Annotated in this window: 24 protein-coding genes; 22 read left to right on the forward strand and 2 right to left on the reverse strand. The window is 66.9% G+C overall.

The genetic code is table 11. The features are described from left to right. Positions 1-50 precede the first annotated feature (50 nt). The 11 genes from TBR22_RS07890 to TBR22_RS07935 all read left to right on the forward strand — a co-directional run bounded on the left by TBR22_RS07890 (position 51) and on the right by TBR22_RS07935 (position 8,463). Positions 51-1,694 carry an aminotransferase class V-fold PLP-dependent enzyme gene (locus TBR22_RS07890; RefSeq protein ID WP_239492424.1) on the forward strand — a complete coding sequence of 548 codons (1,644 nt, stop codon included), beginning with the start codon at positions 51-53 and terminating at the stop codon, positions 1,692-1,694. A gap of 46 nt (positions 1,695-1,740) precedes the next feature. Further along, on the forward strand, positions 1,741-2,247 hold the full coding sequence (locus TBR22_RS07895; RefSeq protein WP_239492425.1) for a nuclear transport factor 2 family protein: 507 nt from the start codon (positions 1,741-1,743) through the stop codon (positions 2,245-2,247). A 213-nt stretch (positions 2,248-2,460) separates the two neighbouring features. Further along, a complete protein-coding gene (locus tag TBR22_RS07900) occupies positions 2,461-3,408 on the forward strand; it encodes an integron integrase (RefSeq protein ID WP_239493481.1) in 948 nt (315 codons plus the stop codon). A gap of 221 nt (positions 3,409-3,629) precedes the next feature. Further along, on the forward strand, positions 3,630-3,947 hold the full coding sequence (locus TBR22_RS07905) for a type II toxin-antitoxin system RelE/ParE family toxin (RefSeq protein WP_239492426.1): 318 nt from the start codon (positions 3,630-3,632) through the stop codon (positions 3,945-3,947). Further along, the gene (gene nadS / locus TBR22_RS07910; RefSeq protein WP_239492427.1) at positions 3,944-4,249 is read left to right on the forward strand and encodes a NadS family protein; all 306 of its coding nucleotides are present in this window, start codon (positions 3,944-3,946) and stop codon (positions 4,247-4,249) included. The genes TBR22_RS07905 and nadS overlap by 4 nt, the downstream gene beginning before the upstream one ends. Positions 4,250-4,452: 203 nt before the next feature. Continuing rightward, positions 4,453-4,833, forward strand: coding sequence for a hypothetical protein (locus TBR22_RS07915; protein WP_239492428.1), 381 nt, complete (start codon positions 4,453-4,455; stop codon positions 4,831-4,833). A gap of 115 nt (positions 4,834-4,948) precedes the next feature. Then, a complete protein-coding gene (locus TBR22_RS07920) occupies positions 4,949-5,221 on the forward strand; it encodes a DUF4258 domain-containing protein (protein ID WP_239492429.1) in 273 nt (90 codons plus the stop codon). Next, entirely contained in the window at positions 5,218-5,487 is a 270-nt protein-coding gene (locus TBR22_RS07925; protein WP_239492430.1) for a DUF2283 domain-containing protein, read from the forward strand. The genes TBR22_RS07920 and TBR22_RS07925 overlap by 4 nt, the downstream gene beginning before the upstream one ends. 769 nt (positions 5,488-6,256) lie before the next feature. Beyond that, positions 6,257-6,478, forward strand: a complete 222-nt coding sequence (locus TBR22_RS07930; protein WP_239492431.1) for an addiction module protein — start codon at positions 6,257-6,259, stop codon at positions 6,476-6,478. Positions 6,479-6,480: 2 nt separating this feature from the next. Then, entirely contained in the window at positions 6,481-6,774 is a 294-nt protein-coding gene (locus tag TBR22_RS26915; protein ID WP_370651419.1) for a type II toxin-antitoxin system RelE/ParE family toxin, read from the forward strand. 517 nt (positions 6,775-7,291) lie between these two features. Then, positions 7,292-8,463 (forward strand): IS3 family transposase gene (locus TBR22_RS07935; protein WP_239492432.1). Its coding sequence is split into 2 segments (ribosomal slippage): positions 7,292-7,571 and positions 7,571-8,463, totalling 1,173 coding nucleotides; the frame shifts between segments, so codons are not numbered across the junction. Between the two features lie 447 nt (positions 8,464-8,910). Here the strand turns inward: TBR22_RS07935 and TBR22_RS07940 are convergent. After that, positions 8,911-9,315: a type II toxin-antitoxin system death-on-curing family toxin gene (locus TBR22_RS07940; protein WP_239492433.1), complete on the reverse strand. Its 405-nt coding sequence runs from the start codon at positions 9,313-9,315 to the stop codon at positions 8,911-8,913. A gap of 3 nt (positions 9,316-9,318) precedes the next feature. Then, positions 9,319-9,546 carry an AbrB/MazE/SpoVT family DNA-binding domain-containing protein gene (locus TBR22_RS07945; RefSeq protein WP_239492434.1) on the reverse strand — a complete coding sequence of 76 codons (228 nt, stop codon included), beginning with the start codon at positions 9,544-9,546 and terminating at the stop codon, positions 9,319-9,321. Positions 9,547-9,736: 190 nt separating this feature from the next. Between TBR22_RS07945 and TBR22_RS07950 the strand changes: the two genes are divergently transcribed. The 11 genes from TBR22_RS07950 (at position 9,737) to TBR22_RS08000 (ending at position 21,047) form a co-directional block, all read left to right on the forward strand. Next, positions 9,737-9,958, forward strand: coding sequence for an addiction module protein (locus TBR22_RS07950; protein WP_239492431.1), 222 nt, complete (start codon positions 9,737-9,739; stop codon positions 9,956-9,958). A 400-nt stretch (positions 9,959-10,358) separates the two neighbouring features. After that, the gene (locus TBR22_RS07955; protein WP_239492435.1) at positions 10,359-10,820 is read left to right on the forward strand and encodes a DUF695 domain-containing protein; all 462 of its coding nucleotides are present in this window, start codon (positions 10,359-10,361) and stop codon (positions 10,818-10,820) included. Between the two features lie 905 nt (positions 10,821-11,725). Further along, positions 11,726-12,364: a DUF6064 family protein gene (locus TBR22_RS07960; protein WP_239492436.1), complete on the forward strand. Its 639-nt coding sequence runs from the start codon at positions 11,726-11,728 to the stop codon at positions 12,362-12,364. A 459-nt stretch (positions 12,365-12,823) separates the two neighbouring features. Beyond that, positions 12,824-13,279 carry a GNAT family N-acetyltransferase gene (locus TBR22_RS07965; RefSeq protein WP_239492437.1) on the forward strand — a complete coding sequence of 152 codons (456 nt, stop codon included), beginning with the start codon at positions 12,824-12,826 and terminating at the stop codon, positions 13,277-13,279. 374 nt (positions 13,280-13,653) lie between these two features. Then, on the forward strand, positions 13,654-15,168 hold the full coding sequence (locus TBR22_RS07970; protein ID WP_239492438.1) for a M20/M25/M40 family metallo-hydrolase: 1,515 nt from the start codon (positions 13,654-13,656) through the stop codon (positions 15,166-15,168). A 187-nt stretch (positions 15,169-15,355) separates the two neighbouring features. After that, positions 15,356-15,739, forward strand: a complete 384-nt coding sequence (locus TBR22_RS07975) for a hypothetical protein (protein ID WP_239492439.1) — start codon at positions 15,356-15,358, stop codon at positions 15,737-15,739. A 110-nt stretch (positions 15,740-15,849) separates the two neighbouring features. Continuing rightward, positions 15,850-17,220, forward strand: coding sequence for a tetratricopeptide repeat protein (locus TBR22_RS07980; protein WP_239492440.1), 1,371 nt, complete (start codon positions 15,850-15,852; stop codon positions 17,218-17,220). 7 nt (positions 17,221-17,227) lie between these two features. Next, positions 17,228-18,199, forward strand: coding sequence for a hypothetical protein (locus TBR22_RS07985; RefSeq protein ID WP_239492441.1), 972 nt, complete (start codon positions 17,228-17,230; stop codon positions 18,197-18,199). A 283-nt stretch (positions 18,200-18,482) separates the two neighbouring features. Then, positions 18,483-18,956: a GNAT family N-acetyltransferase gene (locus TBR22_RS07990; RefSeq protein ID WP_239492442.1), complete on the forward strand. Its 474-nt coding sequence runs from the start codon at positions 18,483-18,485 to the stop codon at positions 18,954-18,956. Positions 18,957-19,326: 370 nt separating this feature from the next. Beyond that, positions 19,327-20,166, forward strand: a complete 840-nt coding sequence (locus TBR22_RS07995) for an alpha/beta hydrolase (RefSeq protein ID WP_239492443.1) — start codon at positions 19,327-19,329, stop codon at positions 20,164-20,166. 14 nt (positions 20,167-20,180) lie between these two features. After that, positions 20,181-21,047 (forward strand): VOC family protein, encoded by an 867-nt coding sequence (locus tag TBR22_RS08000; protein ID WP_239492444.1) that lies wholly within the window; start codon positions 20,181-20,183, stop codon positions 21,045-21,047. The last annotated feature ends 109 nt before the right edge of the window (positions 21,048-21,156 follow it).

Raw genomic sequence — 21,156 nt, forward strand, 5'->3', positions numbered from 1 at the left:
GCGCGAGCCGGGCGTGCCGCGCGCGGCGCCCGTCGGGTACCATCCGACGCATGCCTCCCTCGACCTCGCCCGCCGGCTGGAGCCGGCGGCAGATCTTCCGCGCCGCGCAGGCGCTCGGCCTCGGTTCGCTCGTGCCCGGTTCCGCGGTCGCGGCATCGCAGGGGGCGGCAGGCGCGCGTCGTGCCACGGCTGCGCCCGTGGTGCCCGCCGGGCCGTCAGGGAAGGAGCTGTACGCCAGCCTCGGCGTGCGGCCGATCATCAACGCGCGGGGCACGTTCACGATCATCGGCGGCTCGGTGGAACTGCCGGAGGTGCGCGCTGCGAAGGCGGCGGCAAACCAGCACTACGCCAACTTCGAGGAGTTGATGGAGGCGGCGGGGAAGCGGCTCGCCGAGCTGACCGGCGCCGAGTGGGGCATGGTGAGCTCCGGCTGCGCGGCGGCGATCTCGCACGCGACGGCCGCATGCGTGGCGGGCGGCAATCCCGACCTGCACGTGCGGCTGCCTGATCTCACTGGCTTCGCGAAGACGGAAGTCATCATCCCGACGCACTCGCGCAACGTCTACGACGCCGCCGTCCGCGCCGTGGGCGTCACCATCGTCGAGGTCGACACGCCGGAGCAACTCGCGCTGGCGATCGGGCCGAAGACGGCGATGATCTACTTCTTCACGACGCCGCGCAACGAAACGGGACCGATGTCGCTCGAGAACATCGCGCGCATCGCCAGGCCGCAGGGCGTGCCGATCATGGTGGATGCGGCGGCCGAGATCCTCACCGTGCCCAACATCCACCTGCAGCGGGGTGCGACGCTGGTGGGCTACAGCGGCGGCAAGATCCTCCGCGGGCCGCAGACGGCGGGGATCCTGCTCGGGCGCAAGGACCTCGTGCAGGCCGCCTGGATGCACAGCGCGCCGCACCATGGCTACGCGCGGGCGATGAAGGTGGGCCGCGAGGAGGTCGTGGCGATGCTCGTCGCCGTGGAGCGGTGGGTCAAGGGCGATCGCGCTGCGGAGTGGGCCGAGTGGGTGCGGCAGGCGGAGGTCATCGCCGCCGCGGCCGGCCGCGTGCCTGGCGTGACGGTGACCGTGGCGCGCGAGCCGTGGGAAGACCGGTCCAATCGCAGCCCGCGCGTGACGCTGCGGTGGGACGCGGCCACCATCGGCCTGACCGGACAGCAGGCGGTGGACATCCTCTACAACGAGGAGCCGCGCATCACGGTGGGCGGTGCGTCTGGCGCCCGCCAGGGCGAGCCGGGCGACGCGGGCCTCACGCTGGCCACGTCGATGCTGCAGCCCGGCGACGAGACGATCGTCGGCGAGCGACTGCGGGCCGTACTCTCGGCCAAGCGGACGCTCGTGCCACCACCGGCTGCCGTGGCGCCGGCGGGCGAGGTCAGCGGGCAGTGGCGCGTCGAGATTGTGTACGTCGCCTCGCGCAGCACGCACATCCTGCAGCTCCGCCAGCGAGGCGCGACAATCGAGGGATCGCACCAGGGTGATCTCGTCACGCGCGACCTGTCGGGGACGATGGACGGGGCGAAGGTGACGTTCACGAGCCGCATCACCGAGCGGACCGGGAGTGCGCTGAACTACCGGTTCACGGGCGAGCTGTCGGGCGACACCATGTCGGGCACGATCGACATGGGCGAGTACCGCAGTGCGACGTTCACGGCGCGGCGCGTCGCCAGCGCCTGAGGGGCACCCGGCTGATTCCAACATGCCTGCGAAAGGACGCACTGCGATGACGAGACCCCGGTTCGTGTTGGTGGTGCTGGCCGTGCTTGCGATCGGAGGCTGCTCTGGGCCGACGCCGGACTCCGCGCGTCCACCTGCGGCGGTCGGCGACCGGGCCGTGGTCGAGCGGGCGACCGGCGCCTTTCACCAGGCACTCCGCACCAACGACCTCGAGGCGTTCATGGCTCACGTGGCCGAGGACGTCGTCTTCATGCCGCCAGGGGAGCCTGCCGTGCGCGGCCGCGACGCCGTGCGCACGTGGATGACGGGCTTCCTCGCGCAGTACAAGACCACGGCGCTGACGCTTGCCGATCGTGAGGTGATGGTCGGCAACGGGTGGGCCGTGGAGCTGGGGACGTTCGAATGGGCGTTGCAGCCGGCCGGCGGAGGCGCCGTCGTGATCGACCGCGGCAACTACATGCAGGTGTGGAAGGAACAGCCCGACGGAACCTGGCGATTCTCGCGCGAGGTCTACAACAGCGCCGTGCCGCCGGCACCGGCCGGGGCCAAATAGCGCTGCGCCTCTGCGAAGGGACGCCGCGGCGACCAGTCGGCGTCCGGCGTGGTCAGGACTGCCACCTGCTGGTGGCGCCATCATCGCGATTTCTGCACAGCCCGACGCGCGCGGTTGACCGAGCGCGTGGCCGTCGCGGGTGTCGAGCCTGGCACGGCTCTCGCTGCATCGCCGGGCGTGAGTGGTGGGGACCGGGAGCGACCGCGTACGTTGATGGAGGTGGTGCGCGCGACGCTCCGGGCCAGGCACTACTCGCCGCGCACCGAAGACGCGTATGTCGGGTGGATCCGGCGCTTCGTCCGCTTCCATGGCTGGAAGCACCCGCGGACGCTGGGGGAGCCCGAGGTGACGATGTTCCTGACGTCGCTGGCGGTGCAGGGGCGGGTGGCGGCCTCGACGCAGAACCAGGCGCTCAGTGCGCTGCTCTTTCTCTACACCGGCGTTCTCGGGCTCGAGTTCGACTGGCTGCAGGGACTGGTGCGCGCCAGGCGCCCGGCGCGCATGCCGGTCGTGCTGACGCGCGACGAGGTCCGGCAGGTGCTGGCGCAACTGCAGGGCACCGAGTGGCTCATCGCGTCGTTGCTCTACGGTGGCGGGCTGCGCCTGCTCGAGTGCCTCACGCTCCGGATCAAGGACGTCGACCTTGCGAGTCGCGAGCTGCGGATTCGTGATGGGAAGGGCCGCAAGGATCGGGTCACGGTGGTACCCGGGCGGCTCGTGCCGGCGCTGGCGGCGCGCCTCGACGAGAGTCGCGTGTTGCACGGCCGCGACCTCGGGGCCGGGGCGGGTTGGGTGTCGCTGCCGGATGCGTTGGACCGGAAGTATCCGCGTGCCGGGCGTGAGCTCGGGTGGCAGTGGGTGTTTCCGGCGACGCGGACGTACCTCGACGTCGCGACAAGGCAGCGTCGTCGGCATCATATTCATGAGACGGTGGTGCAGCGGGCGGTCAAGCAGGCGGTGACGCGTGCCGGTCTCGCGAAGGCAGCCAGTTGCCACACGCTCCGGCACTCGTTTGCCACGCACCTTCTACAGTCGGGCTACGACATCCGGACGATCCAGGAGCTGCTCGGCCACCGTGACGTCAGCACGACGATGATCTACACGCACGTATTGAACGCGGGCGGCCGTGGCGTGCGGAGTCCGCTTGACGACCTTCCCTGAGGCGTGCAGCATATCCACATACACAGACCAGTCCATTCACGCCGCCGCGCTGCTGCCGTCGTCCGCCAACTCCCTCCGTTCGGACAACTTGTCGCGCTCAGCGGGTTGCCGTCGGCCCGGAATAGGCTGCGTGAGTGATGACTGGCCTGCGGGTTACTACACGTTAGGCAGGCAGAACTTGCGTGGCCATCGGCCGTGCGCCATTGGCGTATACTCATCTCATGCGGTTCGTCGAGACGCCGATCTTCACCAAGGTCATCGGCGGACTGCTCGACGATGAGGAATACCGGTCGTTGCAATCCTCCCTGATGCTGCGGCCCGACCAAGGGCCGATCGTGAGGGGCTCGGGAGGCGTGCGTAAAGTGCGCTGGGGTCGAGCCGGTGCCGGGAAGCGCGGCAGCCTACGCGTGCTGTACTACTGGGCGCCCCGCCCATCGGTGGTCTACATGTTGTACGCCTACGCGAAGAACGAGCAGGGCGATCTCACGCCGGCGCAGGTGCGCGCGCTTGCCGCCCTCGTTCGAGAGGAGTTCAAGTGAAAGAGGCGGCATTCCAGGAACTTCTAGGCAGCGTTCGCCAGGCGGGACGGATTCGGCGAGGCACGCTGAAGCCTGCCCGGACGACGGTGTTCCGCCCCGCAGACATCAAGGCGGTCCGGGCCAAACTCGGCACATCGCAGCCGGAGTTCGCGGTCATGATCGGTGTGAGCGTCGCCACGCTCCGGAACTGGGAGCAGGGGCGGCGCATACCCGAGGGCCCGGCGCTTGCCCTGCTCCGAGTGGCGGCCAAGCATCCCGACATCGTCATCGATGCGTTGCACGGCAGGCGCGGGGCTGCCTAACCGCCGCTTGCAGCCGACGGCGCCTGGCGCGATCCTGAGGCGCCGCGGCTGAAGCGGAGCACGTTAGGCATCGAGGGAAGCTGCTGGATCATGGTGCACATTCAGCATGAGCGGCGAGTGCGCCCGGATTCAGCTGAAGGAAAGCAATGGCACTAGCGCGTCATCACCGAACCAGCATCGCCCTTGGTGGGGTGTCTGGAATCGTGCAGCCGCTGCTGCTGGCAATCGACCCCATTACGCCGCACTACAGTGACAAGCTGCTGCTGCAGCTCTGCATATTCGGTCTGGTTGCACCGAGCATCCTCGGTGTACTCAACAGGGCGCTGGGCTCGGCGATCAACAAGCCAGTCGCAACGAAGCCGGCTGGACATTCGCCGGCGTCCACGCGTCAGGCTAGCTCCATTTTCATAGCCGCAGCATGGGGCGTGGCCTTCGGCCTGTCTGGATTTGCCTGGTACAAGGTCGGCGTCATTCCGAAGGCAGCGTTGATTGTGGCCGGCTTCTTTGGCTCGGCCGGCCTTGGCTTCCTGATGGCGTACCTCTTGGGCCTGGGCGTCACGAGTTCCGAAGACGCTGATGCCTAACTACCGCTTGCAGCCGACGGCGCCCGGCGCGATCCTGAGGCGCCGCGGCTGAAGCGGAACACGTTAGGCAGAACCCAACGCAAGTGCCGTTAGTCGGTAGCACTTCGGAGGTCTGGTGACTGCCAAGCAATGGCCAGCGTGGTGGGCTTGGGAGCTCGAACTCAGTCCGCACCTTGCGAAGCGGATGGTGGATCGCGGCTTCACCGAGGTGGAACTGCGTCGGATGCTCGAGTACGCACAAGGACACGAATCCGACGTCGTCGAGGGCCGATTCGTGGTCGCGGTGCGGCACGCCGGCCGACCGTGGGAGGTCATCGTCGAGCCGGACGGCGAACGGCGACTGCTGGTGGTCGTTACGGCGTATCCTGTGGAGCGAGACACGCCATGAGAGAGCCCTACCTCGAGGTCACGTTTCGGCATGGCCGGCCGCTGGCGGCGTACTACTACCTTCCTCGCGAGGTCGGCGAGAAGAGCGTGCGGACCCGCCGCGTGGAGCCGGGGCTGGTCATCGACTACGCGAGCGACGGGTCGGCCATCGGCATCGAAATCACGGCTCCGATGCAGTTGTCCTTGTCCACCCTCAACGCGGTGCTGGCGGAGTTGGGACATGCGCCCGCCAGTGAAGCGGATCTGGCGCCTCTCGCTGCCGCATGAAGAGTAGTGGGCAGGGGCATCTGCCTAACCGCCGCTTGCAGCCGACGGCGCCCGGCGCGATCATGAGGCGCCGCGGCTGAAGCGGAGCACGTTAGGCCGTGCAGACAATGGCGATATGGAGAGGCCCTCGGATGCGGTGGACAATGGGTATTCGAGTCGCGCTGACCGTCTGCGTGCTGTTGACTGCGGCCACATCGCTTACGGCGCAGCAATCATGGACGTGCTCAAAGCCCCCAGTTGAGCCGTGTGCTAGACGGCATGGCCGATTATCGAGTCAGAATGGCATCCCGCTCAGGCTCTGGCTGATCGGAACAAGGCGGGTGTTCGCCGTAGCGAATTCAATCGACTGGCTACCATCAGAGATCCGGCCGTATCTCGACATGACGTCTGAAGACCACAGCTACATCTATGGTGACTTCGTCGTCTGCCCACTGGAACTCGATGCGCCCGGAAACATGAGACAAGCCTGCCTCACCGGTGCTGAGAAACTGGTTGTGCAGCCACTCCGTCGGCCAGGGCCTTCGTTCCGTATTCTCTCGACCTGGCCAACCGGCGATCAATCACTGCCGCATTAGCCGTGAGACCGCAACAACCGGAACGATATGGCCGGCCTAACCGCCGCTTGCAGCCGACGGCGCCCGTCGCGATCATGAGGCGCCGCGGCTGAAGCGGAGCACGTTAGACCGGTCGGGGAGCAGCGGCCAGCCCACCGAGGGAGTCCCGTCGCAGCTCGATTGCAGGCTGATGGCCATCGTGGGAGGATCGCCCCATGCCCTCGAATCCGCTGACCGAACTCCTGAAGCTCCCACCCGGGGACCGGGCTGATTTGGCCATGTCCCTCTGGGAAAGCCTCGACGACGAGGCACGGAACGAGCATCTAGAGTTGAGCGAGGCCGACGAGGCCGAGCTCGACCGCCGTTGGGCGGAACACCTGAACGATCCCGATAGCGGCGTGCCGTGGTCCGTGGTTCGCTCGAAGCTTCGCGGCTGAGCATGTCGCTCCGGATTGTGTTTCGGCCCCAGGCCGCTGCTGAGGCGGTCGAGGTTCAGGGCTGGTACGAGTCGCGGAGCGCTGGTCTGGGCGACCAGTTCGGTGGAGCCCTCAAGGCACTCGTGGAGCGGATCGCCGCCATGCCCTCAGCGTTTCCTCGGGTGCATGGCGCAACGCAGCGAGCCGTCCTGCGTCGCTTTCCCTACGCGGTCTACTTCCGCGTGGCTGCTGATTCGGTCGTTGTTCTATCGATTCATGGCCGGCAACATCCGTCTCACTGGCGACATCGCAGGTAGGTGGATCGCAGACGGTCTAACCGCCGCTTGCAGCCGACGGCGCCTGGCGTGATCATCAGGCGCCGCGGCTGAAGCGGAGCACGTTAGCCGGGCCGGGCGCCAGCGATTCGGCCGATGATGGGACGACGCATGCTCAGTCGCGCACAGGAGATGCGGGTGTTCCTTGGCATCGTCATGCAGCCCTTGGTCGTTGGGGTGCTTGCCTTTGTCAGCGCTCCGCTGCTGCTGTTGGATCGCAGCGGGCGAACGCTCGCGGGCGGGTTGGCGCGAGACGTTGTCGAGTCGGCTCTGTCTGTGGCCGTGGCGACGAGTCTACTCGCCCTCATCGTCGCCCTGGTAGGCGCGTTGCCCGTGGCCGTGTGGCTACTCAAACGGCGGCAGGTATCGCTCTTCGAGGCGTGCGTCTATGGAGTCGGACTGGGGAACGTGCCGTTTGTCGTGGGCACGGCCTTGGCAGGCACCCTGGGCTTGATCCGATCTCGTGGGCACCTTTGCAAAGGTGGATACGATGGCCCGCATGGCCCCCGAGACCCCGCCGCGCCGGACCCGGCGCAGCTTCGATGACGACTTCAAAGCCCAGGCCGTCCGCCTGGTGCTCGACGAGGGCAAGAGCGTGGGCGCCGCGGCCCGCGACCTCGACCTGACCGAGTCGGCCCTCCGCCAGTGGGTCGAGCGCGCCCGCGCCGACCGCACCGGCGGCCGCACGGGGCTGACCACCGCCGAGCGCGACGAGCTGGCCAAGCTGCGCAAGGAGAATCGCGAGTTGCGGGTGGAGCGCGACATCCTAAAAAAAGCCGCGGCCTTCTTCGCGAAGCACCAGGCGTGAGGTTCGCCTGGATCGCCACGGAGAAGGCCACGCACCCGCTGCGGGTGCTCTGTCGGGTGCTGCGCGTCACCCCCAGCGGCTTCTATGCCTGGCAGCGGCGGCCCCTGTCGGCCCACGCGCGGCGGGACGGCGAGCTCGACGTGCGCATCCGCGCGCTGTTCACCAAAGCGCGCCAGCGCTACGGGAGCCCGCGCATCCACGACGATCTGCGCGAGGCCGGCGTGCCGGTCAGTCGCAAGCGCGTGGCGCGCCTGATGCGCCAGGCGGGGCTGCGGGCGCGCCAGCGCAAGCGGTACCGCTCGACGACGATGAGTGAGCACGACCAGCCGATCGCGCCCAATCACCTCGCGCAAGCGTTCGAGGCCCATGCGCCTAATCAGCGCTGGGTGGGCGACACGACCGAGTTCGCCATCGGGACCAGCGGCAAGCTCTATCTCGCCGCGATCCTCGACCTCTACTCGCGGTTCGTCGTGGGCTGGGCGGTCAGTGCCGTCAATGACCGGCATCTGACGATCAAGGCGCTCGATCAGGCGCTGCGTCGCCGCGGGCCGGCGCCTGGGCTCTTGCACCACTCCGATCAGGGCTGCACGTACGCCAGCGCCGACTACCAGCGGGTGCTCGAGGCCCGTGGCCTCGTCTGCAGCATGAGTCGGCGCGGTAACTGTTACGACAACGCGGTGGCGGAGAGCTTCTTCTCCACCGTGAAGAGTGAGCTCGCCGATCGCTTCGACAGCTTCGGTGAGGCCAAGATGGAGTTGTTCGACTACATAGAAGTGTTCTACAACCAGCAACGTCGGCACTCGACGATCGGGCGGATCAGTCCGGCCGCGTTCGAGCGCCGGTTCTCCGCTCAGGCGGCGTAGTTAACCCGTCCACAGAATCGGATCAAGCCCAGTGACCGCGCTATGTCCCCGCTGCGGCATCGACAGCGTGTTGCCGTCTGCCGCCCCAATTCGCTGGGACGAGACGCTGCTCTCCGAGATGCAGGCGTTCTGGTTTTGACAGCGCGCGTGACGCAAGATGTCCACTAATCGACGTCATGGTCAACACGTCCGTCACGTTGACGGTCGGCGAGCTCGTCATCGCGCCGAAGTTCGGTCAAGCTGGCGAGCACAGGGCGTGGGGGTTGGCATTCGCGTGCGATCTGCCGCCAGTACTCAAGAGTCGCCTTTTCTGGCAGGCGTGGGAATGCGTGCGGAAGGCGCCATCGTCGTTTACTGGCGGACCGCCTAACCGCCGCTTGCAGCCGACGGCGCCCGACGCGATCCTGAGGCGCCGCGGCTGAAGCGGAGCACGTTAGGTTGCCTCGACTAGCGGGACGCCGTCGTCGAGCGTTGTCGAATCCAACTTGCGAGTGCGTCTTCGGAGACGTGGCCCGCCGCGAGCGAAACAAACTGCACGACCACGTCCTCATCGGTGGCTTCGAATGCGCAGCCGTTGACGCCCAGGAACGTGACCATGGTGAGGAATCCGATTCGCTTGTTGCCGTCGCGATACGGATGGTTCTTCACGAGCCCGAACGCATAGGCAGCGGCGAGCGCCGGCACGTCGGTCGCCGGGCGGTAGTGCCAAACTTGTCGTGGTCGGGCAAGCGCCGATTCCAGCGCGTTGTCATCCCGCACGCCCGGCAAGCCGCCGTGCTCGCGAAGCTGGTCGGCGTGAATGGCGTCCACGACGAGGCGCGACAGCCAAGTCGGCTCGCGGCGCGGCCCCATGGGCTATTTGGCGAGTTCCCGCAGGGCGTTGCGGTAGGTTTTGGCCGCTCTTGCCGCCACCTTCAGGGCTCGCTCGGCTTCGGGGTCGTAGGGCGTCAACAGAATGCCCCGGTCGGTCTCGATCGCCAAGACGCGGTCGCCCGCCTCCAGATGGAGCCGGTCGGCCATGTCCTTGGGCAGGGTGGCACTGACCGAGCCGCCGGCTTGTCGCAAGGTCAGCTCTTTGGTCACGGGCGCAGAGTAGCACATTTGTGCTACGCAACCTAACCGCCGCTTGCAGCCGACGGCGCCCGGCGTGATCATGAGGCGCCGCGGCTGAAGCGGAGCACGTTAGACCGGTCGGGGAGCAGCGGCCAGCCCACCGAGGGAGTCCCGTCGCAGCTCGATTGCAGGCTGATGGCCATCGTGGGAGGATCGCCCCATGCCCTCGAATCCGCTGACCGAACTCCTGAAGCTCCCACCCGGGGACCGGGCTGATTTGGCCATGTCCCTCTGGGAAAGCCTCGACGACGAGGCACGGAACGAGCATCTAGAGTTGAGCGAGGCCGACGAGGCCGAGCTCGACCGCCGTTGGGCGGAACACCTGAACGATCCCGATAGCGGCGTGCCGTGGTCCGTGGTTCGCTCGAAGCTTCGCGGCTGAGCATGTCGCTCCGGATTGTGTTTCGGCCCCAGGCCGCTGCTGAGGCGGTCGAGGTTCAGGGCTGGTACGAGTCGCGGAGCGCTGGTCTGGGCGACCAGTTCGGTGGAGCCCTCAAGGCACTCGTGGAGCGGATCGCCGCCATGCCCTCAGCGTTTCCTCGGGTGCATGGCGCAACGCAGTGAGCCGTCCTGCGTCGCTTTCCCTACGCTGTCTACTTCCGCGTGGCTGCTGATTCGGTCGTTGTTCTATCGATTCATGGCCGGCAACATCCGTCTCACTGGCGACATCGCAGGTAGCTGGATCGCGGACGGTCTAACCGCCGCTTGCAGCCGACGGCGCCTGGCGTGATCATCAGGCGCCGCGGCTGAAGCGGAACACGTTAGGCGGGTAGGTATTTCACATGCGCTGGCCATTTTCAAAAAGCGACCGGAAGCTGGAGATCCCTCCGATCGAAACGCAGCAATGGACGGTCGCGCAAGCAAACGACGGAGGCCAGCCTCTACTCGTGCGCATCAACGAGAGCGTGCGGCGGCTTGCAGGACATCCAGGGCTTCCGATCAAGCTGGGCTTCGCGATACCGCTCAATCAACCTCGCGAAGGCGGGCTCCCTGATGCTCACGAGAATGAGCAGCTCGGTGCCATCGAAGACCTCCTCGTGGCGCGGGTCTTGCGATCTGGCCCGGGTGTGTTCGCGCTCGCCCTCACCAACGGGGTGATGAAGGAATACGTCTTCTACGTCGCGAGCGGGCTGGATATAGCAGCCCTACACGCGGAGGTGCAGCAGCGAGTATCAAGCCATGAGGTCCAGTGCATGGCTATCGAAGACCCGACATGGGAGTCCTATCGCGACTTTTCACCGTAGCGCGTGCTGCGGGCTCTGGGAGAGCTGCCTAACCGCCGCTTGCAGCCGACGGCGCCTGGCGGGATCCTGAGGCGCCGCGGCTGAAGCGGAGCACGTTAGGCGCACCAATCGGCGCTCAATCAAGGTCACTTGCACATGGCCACATGGTTTGGGGTCTTCGTTGCCGTGTACGGCATTCCGGTTGTCATCTACCTCGCTTTCGCAATTCCAGCGCTATTGGCACTCCGCAGCCGCGCACTCGACGATACCCCGACGGCCATATGGGCGCTAACGATCGTGGCGATCCCTGTTATGGGTGCGGCAGCGTTCGCGTTCCTGGGGCCCGGCATCCGGGCACGTTAGCCGGCGCCGCGCTGCCAACATCCGCTCCTGCTGATGCCGCACGGAGACCTCCATCTGACACGGGCGCGGGATCGACGGCGGCGAGCGGCGTGCTGGGGCTGCAGCACTGCCCCGCCCGCCGTGGGAGCCCAAGAGCTTGGCGCACGTCACCGCGGGAGACTGTGAACACCGGAGAACGCCGTGCGAGGCGCTGTGAAGAGATCGCATCTGCAGGGTGGACGGTCTGAGCTGACATCTGCGTTGCGCTTCTTGTGGAGGTATCGCACGGATGCCGCCGTTGAACAGTTCTTCGCTGGCTACTTGCCAAGACGGCGGCATCGACTTGGACAGGACGAGGTCACCGTACTCGACGAGCGTGCCTCGGGCGGATAGGCTGCCCAAGCGGCGCGTGAACCAAGCCGAGGCCTGGGTCAACTCGCAGCTCGCTTCGATGGTTCATTCTCTCGTGGTGGCTGATCGCCGCGCGTGTCCTTGAGTTCTTCGCTACGGGACAACTTGCGGCGGTGGCCTCGGCAGGTAAAGCGGAGCACGTCAGGCCGCGAAACCCTCAGGGAGGAGGAACGATGCAATTGCCCTTTTCCCGCGACGCATTTCTCGACGTGTTCGGGGCGTACAACTCGCGGCTGTGGCTGGCCGCTGCCCTGCTCTGGGTCGCTACGGCGGTCGCGCACTGGGTGTGGCTCCGTGGCGGGGTGAGCCGACGCGTGCTCTTGATCGTGCTTGCCGTCCATTGGGCATGGTCAGGCATCGCGTACCATTGGCTCTTCTTCCGGAGCATCAATCCGGCCGCCACCATCTTTGCAGCACTGTTCGTGTTGCAGGCGGTTCTGTTCGTGTGGCTGGCAGTCGCGGCCAGAGGACGCGCCACTGTGCCGACCGGCGTGCGCTGTACCGTTGGCGCCGCACTCGTCGTTTACGGTCTTCTCTATCCATTCATCGGCTTCGTCGTTGGGCTGGACTACCCGCGACTGCCGCTCTTCGCTGTCCCGTGCCCCACCACACTCGTCACAGCCGGCTTCTTGGTCGCCGCCGTCAAGGTGCCACGCTTCGTGGCGGTCGTGCCGATCCTGTGGGCTGCAGTGGGCAGTTCTGCTGCCTTCACACTGGGGATGACAGCCGATCTGGCCCTTGTCATCGCTGGCGCACTGCTCACGTTCGATCTGGTTGTACCGACAGCGTTGGGGCGAAGGGCCGCAGCCTGACCGCCGCTTGCCGCCGACGGCGCCGGGCGTGATCCCGACGCGCAGCGGCCGAAGCGGAGCACGTGTGGCGTCCACCGCAGCCCGCCCCGCAGGACGACGCGAGAATGCGGCGTGGACGTGCCGAACGCCAATCGCGCCATCATCGACCGGGCGAAAGATGCGGGTGCAGATGGCGCGGGCGCAGTTGGAAGGCTACCTGTCGTCGGCCAGCCACCCGGTAGGGCGGTTCAAGGCGCGGGTGTTTGCGCGGCTTGGCTTCAGGGCCAGCGAGTGATGGCTGTTCGAGCAAGCCTTACGCGAGCAGCATCTGGCACGGGCCGCAGAGGCCGGTCGGTGGACGCCGTCGGCCAGTCGTTCACCATTCGCGCTATGCTGCGAGGACCGACCGGAGCGCCGGCGCTCGTGACCAGCGTCTGGTTCCTCCGGGCGCTGAAGACCGTCCGGGACTCGTGACCGCCTTTGCCCCCCGACCTTACCTTCCGATCCGCCCGGGTCTCCGAAAGAGAAGCGCTCGAGGCATTGCAGTGGCGGGCGTCCCTCAACAATCCCGGGGATCGTGAGGCTCTGCTGGCTCACCCTGATGCGATCCACATCCCACCCGATCAACTCGCCGGTGGGCTGGTCTTCGTTGCCGAAAGCGGGGGCGCCATCGTCGGCTTTGCGGCCCTCGTGTCACGCAGCGACGGCGACTCGGAACTCGACGCGCTCTTTGTCGAGCCGGGTCTCTGGCGTCGCGGTTACGGCAAAGCGCTGCTGCTCCATTGCGCTCAGGCGGCGCGGGACCGCGGCTCGGCGGCACTTCACGTCGTCGGAAATCGGCATGCGGAAGCGTTTTACAGAAGCTGCGGCTTTGAGCTCGTTGGGGCCGCGGAAACCCGGTTCGGATCAGGCTTACTCATGCGCATGCGGTTGTGACGGATCATGCGGCCACCCTAGTGAGGCCCACAGCGGTCCGACCGCCGCTTGCCGCCGACGGCGCCGGGCGTGATGATGAGGCGCCGCGCCTGGAGCGGAGCACGTCATTCCGACGCGCGTTCTCGAGGAGCTTCCGATGGCCCCGACGCGCTGCGAAGAGTGCGGAGCCGAGTACACGGACCCGCAAGCAGCAGGCGCTGAGCCGCTTCTACCCTGATGTGACGTGGACGGGATCCATCGAAGCCGGCGGCATGGGGCGGGGACCCCGGCACAGACTGGGACGGGATGGGGCAAGCACGAGCGCATCCAGGATGGGCGATGGATCGTGCGCCCATGACGCCTGCAGACAGAACTCCGGTTCAGGGACAACTCGCATGAAACGATACGTACTCGCTTTGCTGATCGGTCTCCTGCCCGCGGTTGCCGGCGCCCAGGCCAACCCTGCCGCGCAGGCCGCTCGCTCGTGGCGCCAGCAGCACGAGCGGGCGATCGTCGACGAGTTCGTCACCCTTCTGTCGATCCCGAACATCGCGCGCGATCGCGAGGACATCCAGCGTAACGCGGAGGCCATCGCAGCCATGATGGCGAAACGGGGGCTGGCGCCGAAACTGGTGTCGGTCCCCGGGGGCAATCCGATTGTGTTCGGTGAGATTCGCACGCCGGGCGCCACTCGAACACTCGCGTTCTACGCGCACTACGACGGTCAACCGCTCGACGCCAAGGAATGGGCCTCACCGCCGTTCGTGCCAACGCTGCGCGACAAGCCGACGGAAGACGGCGGGCAGGTGATCCCGCTGCCACCGGTTGGCGCGACGTTCGACCCCGAGTGGCGGCTGTACGCTCGCGGGGCGGCCGACGACAAGGCGCCAGTCATCGCCCTCATGACCGCCGTCGACGCCATCCGTGCCGCCGGCATGACGTTCAGGGCAAACATCAAATTTGCGTTCGAAGGGGAGGAAGAGGCCGGATCGGTGAACCTCGAACGAACGCTGGCAGCCAACAAGGACCTCTTTGCGGCAGATCTCTGGCTGATGTGCGATGCGCCGCTCTATCAGACGCGGCAGCAATCGATCATCTTCGGCGCGCGTGGCGTGACACAGGTCGACATCACCGTCTATGGACCGCGTGCCGAGCTGCACAGCGGCCATTACGGCAACTGGGCGCCGAACCCGGCCATGTCGCTCGCGCGGCTGCTGACGTCCATGAAGGACGACAAGGGCCGCGTCCTCGTTGAGGGCTTCTACGACGACGTCGAACCGCTCGGGCCGGTGGAGAAGCGGGCGCTCGCCGAGGCACCGGCGATCGGCACGGATCTGATGCGTCAGTTCTGGCTCGGTTCAACCGACGGCGGTCCGCTGACGCTCAACGAGCTGATCACGGTCCCGTCACTCAACATCCGGGGGATGACCAGCTCGCGCACCGGCGCGCAGGCCTCGAACGTGATCCCGGCCTCGGCGACGGTGAGCATCGACATCCGGATGGTGAAGGGCATGGACGGCCGCAAGACCGGACAACAGATCACCGATCACATCCGCACGCAGGGCTTCTTCGTCGTCGACCGCGAGCCGACGGCCGACGAGCGCCGCGCGCACCCGAAGGTGGCCAAGGTGGTCGTCGTTCGAACCGGCGCCGGCTCGCGTACGCCGATGGACCTGCCGATCTCCCAGGAAGTCATCCGGACGGTCGAAAGCGTCCGCGGCCGCGCCGTCAAGCTACCAACGATGGGCGGGGGCCTTCCGCTCGCGCAGGTGGAACGGCCTCTCGGGACCCGGACGATCGTGATTCCCATGGGGAATCATGACAACAATCAGCACAGCTCTGATGAGAACCTGAGGATCCAGAACCTCTGGGACGGAATCGAACTGATGGCGGCCCTTCTGACGATGTAAGGGGCCGGGTGCGAGCCCTCGGACCGATCGCTGTCCGAGCAAGCGCTGGACCGGACGCCCGCGATTCGGTGAGGGCGCGGCCGCTGGTGAACGCAGGCGTTCGATTGTCAAGAGCGCATGACGGTGCGCTGGCGCATGTTGGGGATGGTGCGGGAAGACAGCTTCAGCGAATCACGGGAAGGCGCGCATGGAGAGATCGATTGAAGTCCTTGCCATCATTCTGTTCGGGGTCATTGGTCTCTCGCACATTGTGCAACCCAGGGCCTGGGTGGACTTCTTCATCCTCTTGCGAGGCAAGGGGGAAGCCGGCGTCTTCGTGGACGGGCTCGTGAATCTGCCATTTGCAGGCGCTATCATCGCCTTTCACAACATATGGTCCGGAATACCCGTCGTGTTGACGCTGGTGGGCTGGGGCCTTCTCGTCAAGAGCCTGATTCGCTTCTGCGCACCGAAACTGGGGTTGAGGATGATGGCGCGGGTGTCCGTGGAACGGTCCTGGGAGTTCCAGGTGGCTGGCGCCGGCCTCGTGGCCCTTGCGGGCCTCCTTGGCTACGGGATCTACGCTGGCTGAGCGTCACACCAGAGCTAAGCGAAGGCCGCCGGTAGCGTGTATCGCAACGCCGCCGAACACCGAATGGAGCCGTCGGCTTGCCGTAGGGCGGCATGAAGCAAGGGAGGAACATGTCCTGGTGGCGTCGATTGCTCGGTCAGGACACCGGCGACGTCGATCCGCGCGTGCCCATTCGATTCGACGCCGGCGGATGGACGCCGAACCGCCGTGCAACGGGCGCGCGTGAATGGACCGACGCACTCGGCAACGTCCTGCGGCTGGAGATCGAAACGGAACCCGCACCGTACCTGGCGGCCGCGACAGATCTGTCGGCGCTTCGCGAATGGTGCCGGCGAAACGCCGCTCAGCGAGATGGCGGGATCGTGTCTGTCGATGTGGTGGAGGTCGATGGCCGTCAGGCGCTCCAGATCATCGAAAAGTTCGAGCGCCGGCCCACCTACGACTACGAAGGCACCCTCATCGTGCCTCTGCGCGACCGACACTGCCGATTCGTCGTGCGTGCCCGCGAGCAGGGCAGGACCGGCATGCGAGAAGCGGTGATCACGGGCCATCTCGTGTCATCGGGGGAGCTCGACCTCTCAAGCATGCTCGCCGCCGGGAGCGCCAGGGACGGGGCACCGATTCCCGGCTGGTTCTCGGATCCGTACGATCCTGCCTACGAGGGGCGAACGCTCCGATCCCTTGCTGATGATCCGCGCGTCGATGGACTGTTCCCCGATCATCCGCTGTCTCAGGTCCGAATGGCGCTCGTCAAGCTGCGTGCCTCGATCGAGTTCGACGATGTCGACGAGACGGAGCGGGGTCCGACGCTGACGTTCGCCTCGGCCGGAGAGGAGCGCCGATCCGGCCGCGAGATGTCTGCCGTGGCTGTCGGCACGCTACTCCTCCAAGGGGGCCGCGTCGTGGACGCGCAGACGATACTCGAGGAGTCCTTGAAGCGCCACGTCCCGAACGCAGGCGGTGAGCCCGCTCGCGTAGCCATGGAGTGGCAGCTCCTTGGCCTGGCGCACGAGCTGCAGGGGCACCTTGACCAGGCGGAGGCGGCCTTCGAGGCGTCCGCCACGGGATTCGCGGCCTCGCTTGGCGAGCGACATCTCCGCACCGCGCAAGCCATCAACAGTCGTGCGCGCATCCTGATTTCGCGCAAGGATGCCGACGCGGCCGAACCGCTGTTTCGATTCAGCCTCGAGGTGTTCGAGTCAGGACCGGCCGAGACGAGCGATGCCGCGGTGGCGTGGAACGGCCTCGGGCTCGTCCACATCGCCCGTGAGCAGTACGAAGAGGCAGTCGGCTGCTTCGAACGCGCCGTCGACATCTTCGAGCGGGCGAACGGGCCGGCCTTTCCGGACACGGCGACGGCGTTGCGCAACATGGCCCTGGCGTGGAAACGTTTGGGAGACCTGGAACGCATGGCTGAGGCGTGGCAACGTGCGGAGGATGTGGAGAGAGCGGCACAACGCCGGCGCCCCGGGATTGGCTGAAGTGGGCTTGGAACTGGAGCTGACGGGGAACGCCTCCAGCGTCATTCCATGCGGCCGGGTGGAGCACGAGATGGACCCTTCGCGAAGGGCATTTGTGGCGGCAGTCGTGAGCGTGCTCGCGTGGCCTGAGGACGGGATGAAGGCCGAGAGTGGTGATGGCCCGGCGGCGCCCAGGAACTTCATCTTCTTCGGACGCGAGCGGCAGCGAATCTCGGAGCGCGCCTTCCTCGAGCACCCGCACATCGTCGGAGCCCAGCTCAAGTACACGTGGCGTGAACTCGAGCCCGAGCGGGATCGGTACCAAGTCCAACCGTTGCTCGACGACCTCGCGTTCCTCGAGGCGCGCGGCAAGCGGCTCTTCGTGCAACTGCAGGACGTGTTGTTCTCCGAGGAGCCAGTGGTCCCCGACTACCTTCGCACGGACCCGGCCTTCGGGGGCGGTGCCGCGCGCAAGTACGAGTACGAAGGAGACGACGAGTCCGGGGCCCGCTTCGACGGCTGGGTGGCGCGACGATGGGACCCGGCCGTGCGCGCGCGCTTCATCAGGCTGCTCGAGGTGCTCGGCACGAAAGTCGATGGACGGATCGAAGGCGTGAACCTCGCCGAGACGTCCGTGGGCTTCGGCGAGAGCGGGAAACTCCATCCCAGGGGATTCACCTACGAGAACTATGTCGAAGGCGTCAAGGCCACCATGACGGGGGCGCGCCGTGCGTTTCCGCGCTCGTGCGTGATCCAGTATGCCAACTTCATGCCGGGGGAGTGGCTCCCCTGGACGGACCGCGGCTATCTCCGAGCAGTCTACGCCTGGGCTGATCGCATCGGGGTGGGCGTCGGCGGGCCCGATCTGCTTCCGTACCGCAAGGGTCAGCAGAACCATAGCTACCCGCTCATCGCGGCACGGGGGCGCCACACTCCGGCCGGGGTCGCTGTGCAGGATGGCAATCTCGGGGGATCAATCCCGCCACGGGGAAACGCGTGACAGTGGCGGAGCTGTACGCCTTCGCGACGGCACGGCTGCGGCTGGACTACATCTTCTGGGGCACGGAGGAGCCGTACTATTCCAGGGAGATTCTTCCGTACCTGGCTGGTGTCGGTTCGAGTGATGTTCGCTGAATCCTGTTGCGGGCGCCGCTCATCAAGTAGAGCCAGCAGGCACCTCGCGTGGACCACATACGGCCTGACCGCCGGGTACACAGCCAACGCGCCGCGCATCGCTCACACCGTTCGGCTGATTCGGTAACGGCAAGGCGACACGGACATCCATGCTCGACATTTCGCAGGCTTCGACTTCCGAAGAGATCGCCACTGTTCGAGCGCTCATGCTCGAGTACCACGCCCTTCTTGGGGTCGATCTCCGGTTTCAAGGCTTCGAGGCCGAGGTCCGCGGCCTTCCGGGTGCCTACGCTCCGCCCAGAGGCCGCCTGCTGCTCGCCACCCATGCGGGTACGGCCGTCGGCTGCGTCGCCCTGCAGGAGGCCGGGTGGCCGCGGGGAGAGATGAAGCGGCTCTTCGTTCGTCCCTCTGGTCGGGGCCTTGGCGTCGGCCGGGCTCTTGTTTCGGCCGTTCTCTCCCAGGCCGTCGTCATCGGCTACACCGAGGTCGTCCTCGACACCCTGCCCTCGATGACCGAGGCGCAACGGCTCTACGAGCAGTTCGGCTTCCGCGACATACCCGCGTATCGTCCGAACCCCGTTCACGGCGCACGCTATCTCTCCAAGTCCCTTGTCGGGGCCTGACCACGACACATTGGACCGCGGAGGACACCATCCCTGGAGTCACGGGCTGACCAGCCTGCGCCTGTGGCATCATGCGTGGCATTCCAGCTGATCCGCACGAGCGGAGCAGGTTCCCCGGCCGGTTCGCAGCCGATTCGGGCCGATGCAGGCAGCTCGACCGACACTGCCTCTCTCCGGGGGCGGTTGGCGCCGTGATTGCTGCGGGGGGCGGCGATCGGACTCCGGACATCGTGGTCGCCATGGATGGGGTCATGCTGCGCCGATACACGCGGGCGCGAACGTCAGGCGCCAGGAGTTGCTGATGCAGACACCACGCGCTACCCCCTGTTGGTCCCATGCGGTCGTCGCGTGCCTCCTCGCCGCGACTACGGTGAGTGCGCAAAGGGGCTTCGGTCCGCGCGACGTCGATGCGTTGCCGAGCAGCGCGCCGACTCGAATCGCGCGCTATGGCAGTCACGAACTGGCGTTCGGCGAGCTCCGGATGCCGTCAGGTACCGGCCCGTTCCCGGTGGCCGTCGTCATTCACGGCGGCTGCTGGACCGTGGGATTCGCCACGCTGAAGAACACGGCGCCGCTGGCCTCGGCGCTCACTGACGCCGGCGTGGCGACCTGGAACATCGAGTATCGGCAGGTGGGTGACCCCGGCGCCGGATGGCCCGGCACCTTTCTCGACGTCGGCGCCGGCGTCGATTACCTGCGCACCCTCGCCGAGACATACCCGATCGATCTGGCGCGGGTCACCGTGATCGGGCACTCGGCCGGCGCGCACCTGGCGTTGTGGAGTGCTGGCCGAGCCGTCCTCCCCGCCGAGAGCCCGATTCGCGGCCCGAACCCACTCAAGGTGGCTGCAGCCGTCGCGATCGACGGCCCCGCGGACGTGGGTGGACTCGTCGGCCGCGACGCCGACATCTGCGGCAAACCGGTCATCGCGCCGCTCATGGGCGGTACACCGGCCGAGCAGCCAGCGCGGTATCGCGACGCGTCGCCCCAGGAGATGCTCCCGCTTCGCGTGCCGCAGTACCTCGTCGCGGCTGCGGTGCTCACGCACGAGGATGCGCGACGCCATGAGGCGCGCGGCCGTGCGGCCGGCGACACGGTGGTGGTCCTGCCGGTGACCAACGGCAACCACTTCGACGTGATCGGACCCGGGCGCGCCGCATTCCCGGAAGTGCTGGCGTTCATCCGCCGGGCGATGGCACTGCAGCAGTAGGAGGAGAATCTCCGATGAGCAAGGTGACGCCGTTCCTGATGTTCAACGACCAACTCGAGGCGGCCATCGCGTTCTACACCGCCACGTTCCCCGACTCCGAGGTCAGGAACATCGCCCGCACCGGCGAGGACGGCCCGGTCACCTCGGCGGAGTTCGTCGTCGGCGGGCAGGTTTTCATGGGCTACAACGGCGGCCCGTACTTCGCGTTCTCCGAAGGCTTCTCGCTCTTTGTCGACTGCGAAGACCAGGCCGAGGTCGACAGGTACTGGGACGCGCTCGTCAACGCCGGGGCCACGCCGACCGCGTGCGGCTGGATCAAGGACCCGTTCGGCCTCTCCTGGCAGATCGTGCCCCGGCGCTTCATGGAGCTGATTCGCGACAGGGACGCCACGAAAGTCAAGGCCGTGATGGCCGCCATGATGACGATGGCGAAGCTCGACGTGGCTGAACTCGAGCGCGCCTACGAGGCGGCGCCCGTGTCGCACAGCGATCGCACCAGCTTTGCCATCCGCTATGCCGCCGCATGGAGCGGGAAGGATCCCGTGGCCTTCGGAGCGTTCTACGAGGAGAATGGCTCGCTCGTGGTGAACGGCTCGCCGTCGGTCGGGCGACCGGCCATCGTCGCGACGGCGCGCGCGTACATGGAGGCGTTCCCCGACATGACGGTTCGCCTGGAGTCCCTGCACGAGGAGGAGGGAACGACGGTGTTCCACTGGATCTGGACCGGCACCAACACGGGACCCGGCGGCACCGGGAGGTCGGTGCGCCTGAGCGGCCACGAGCGGTGGACCTTCGGGTCCAGCGGGCTGATTCTGACGTCGGAGGGCCACTTCGACGCGGCCGAGTACCAGCGCCAACTCACGGGCACGATCGCTCGCTGACACGGCGCAACGGCTGCCCCTCGACGATCTGCGCAAGCGGCGACGCGGCGTGAGGCTGCATCGTCCTGGGCGCCGCGGCGGCCCTATGGTGGTCACGGGGACAGGAGCG

Source organism: Luteitalea sp. TBR-22, from assembly GCF_016865485.1.
Classification (GTDB): domain Bacteria; phylum Acidobacteriota; class Vicinamibacteria; order Vicinamibacterales; family Vicinamibacteraceae; genus Luteitalea.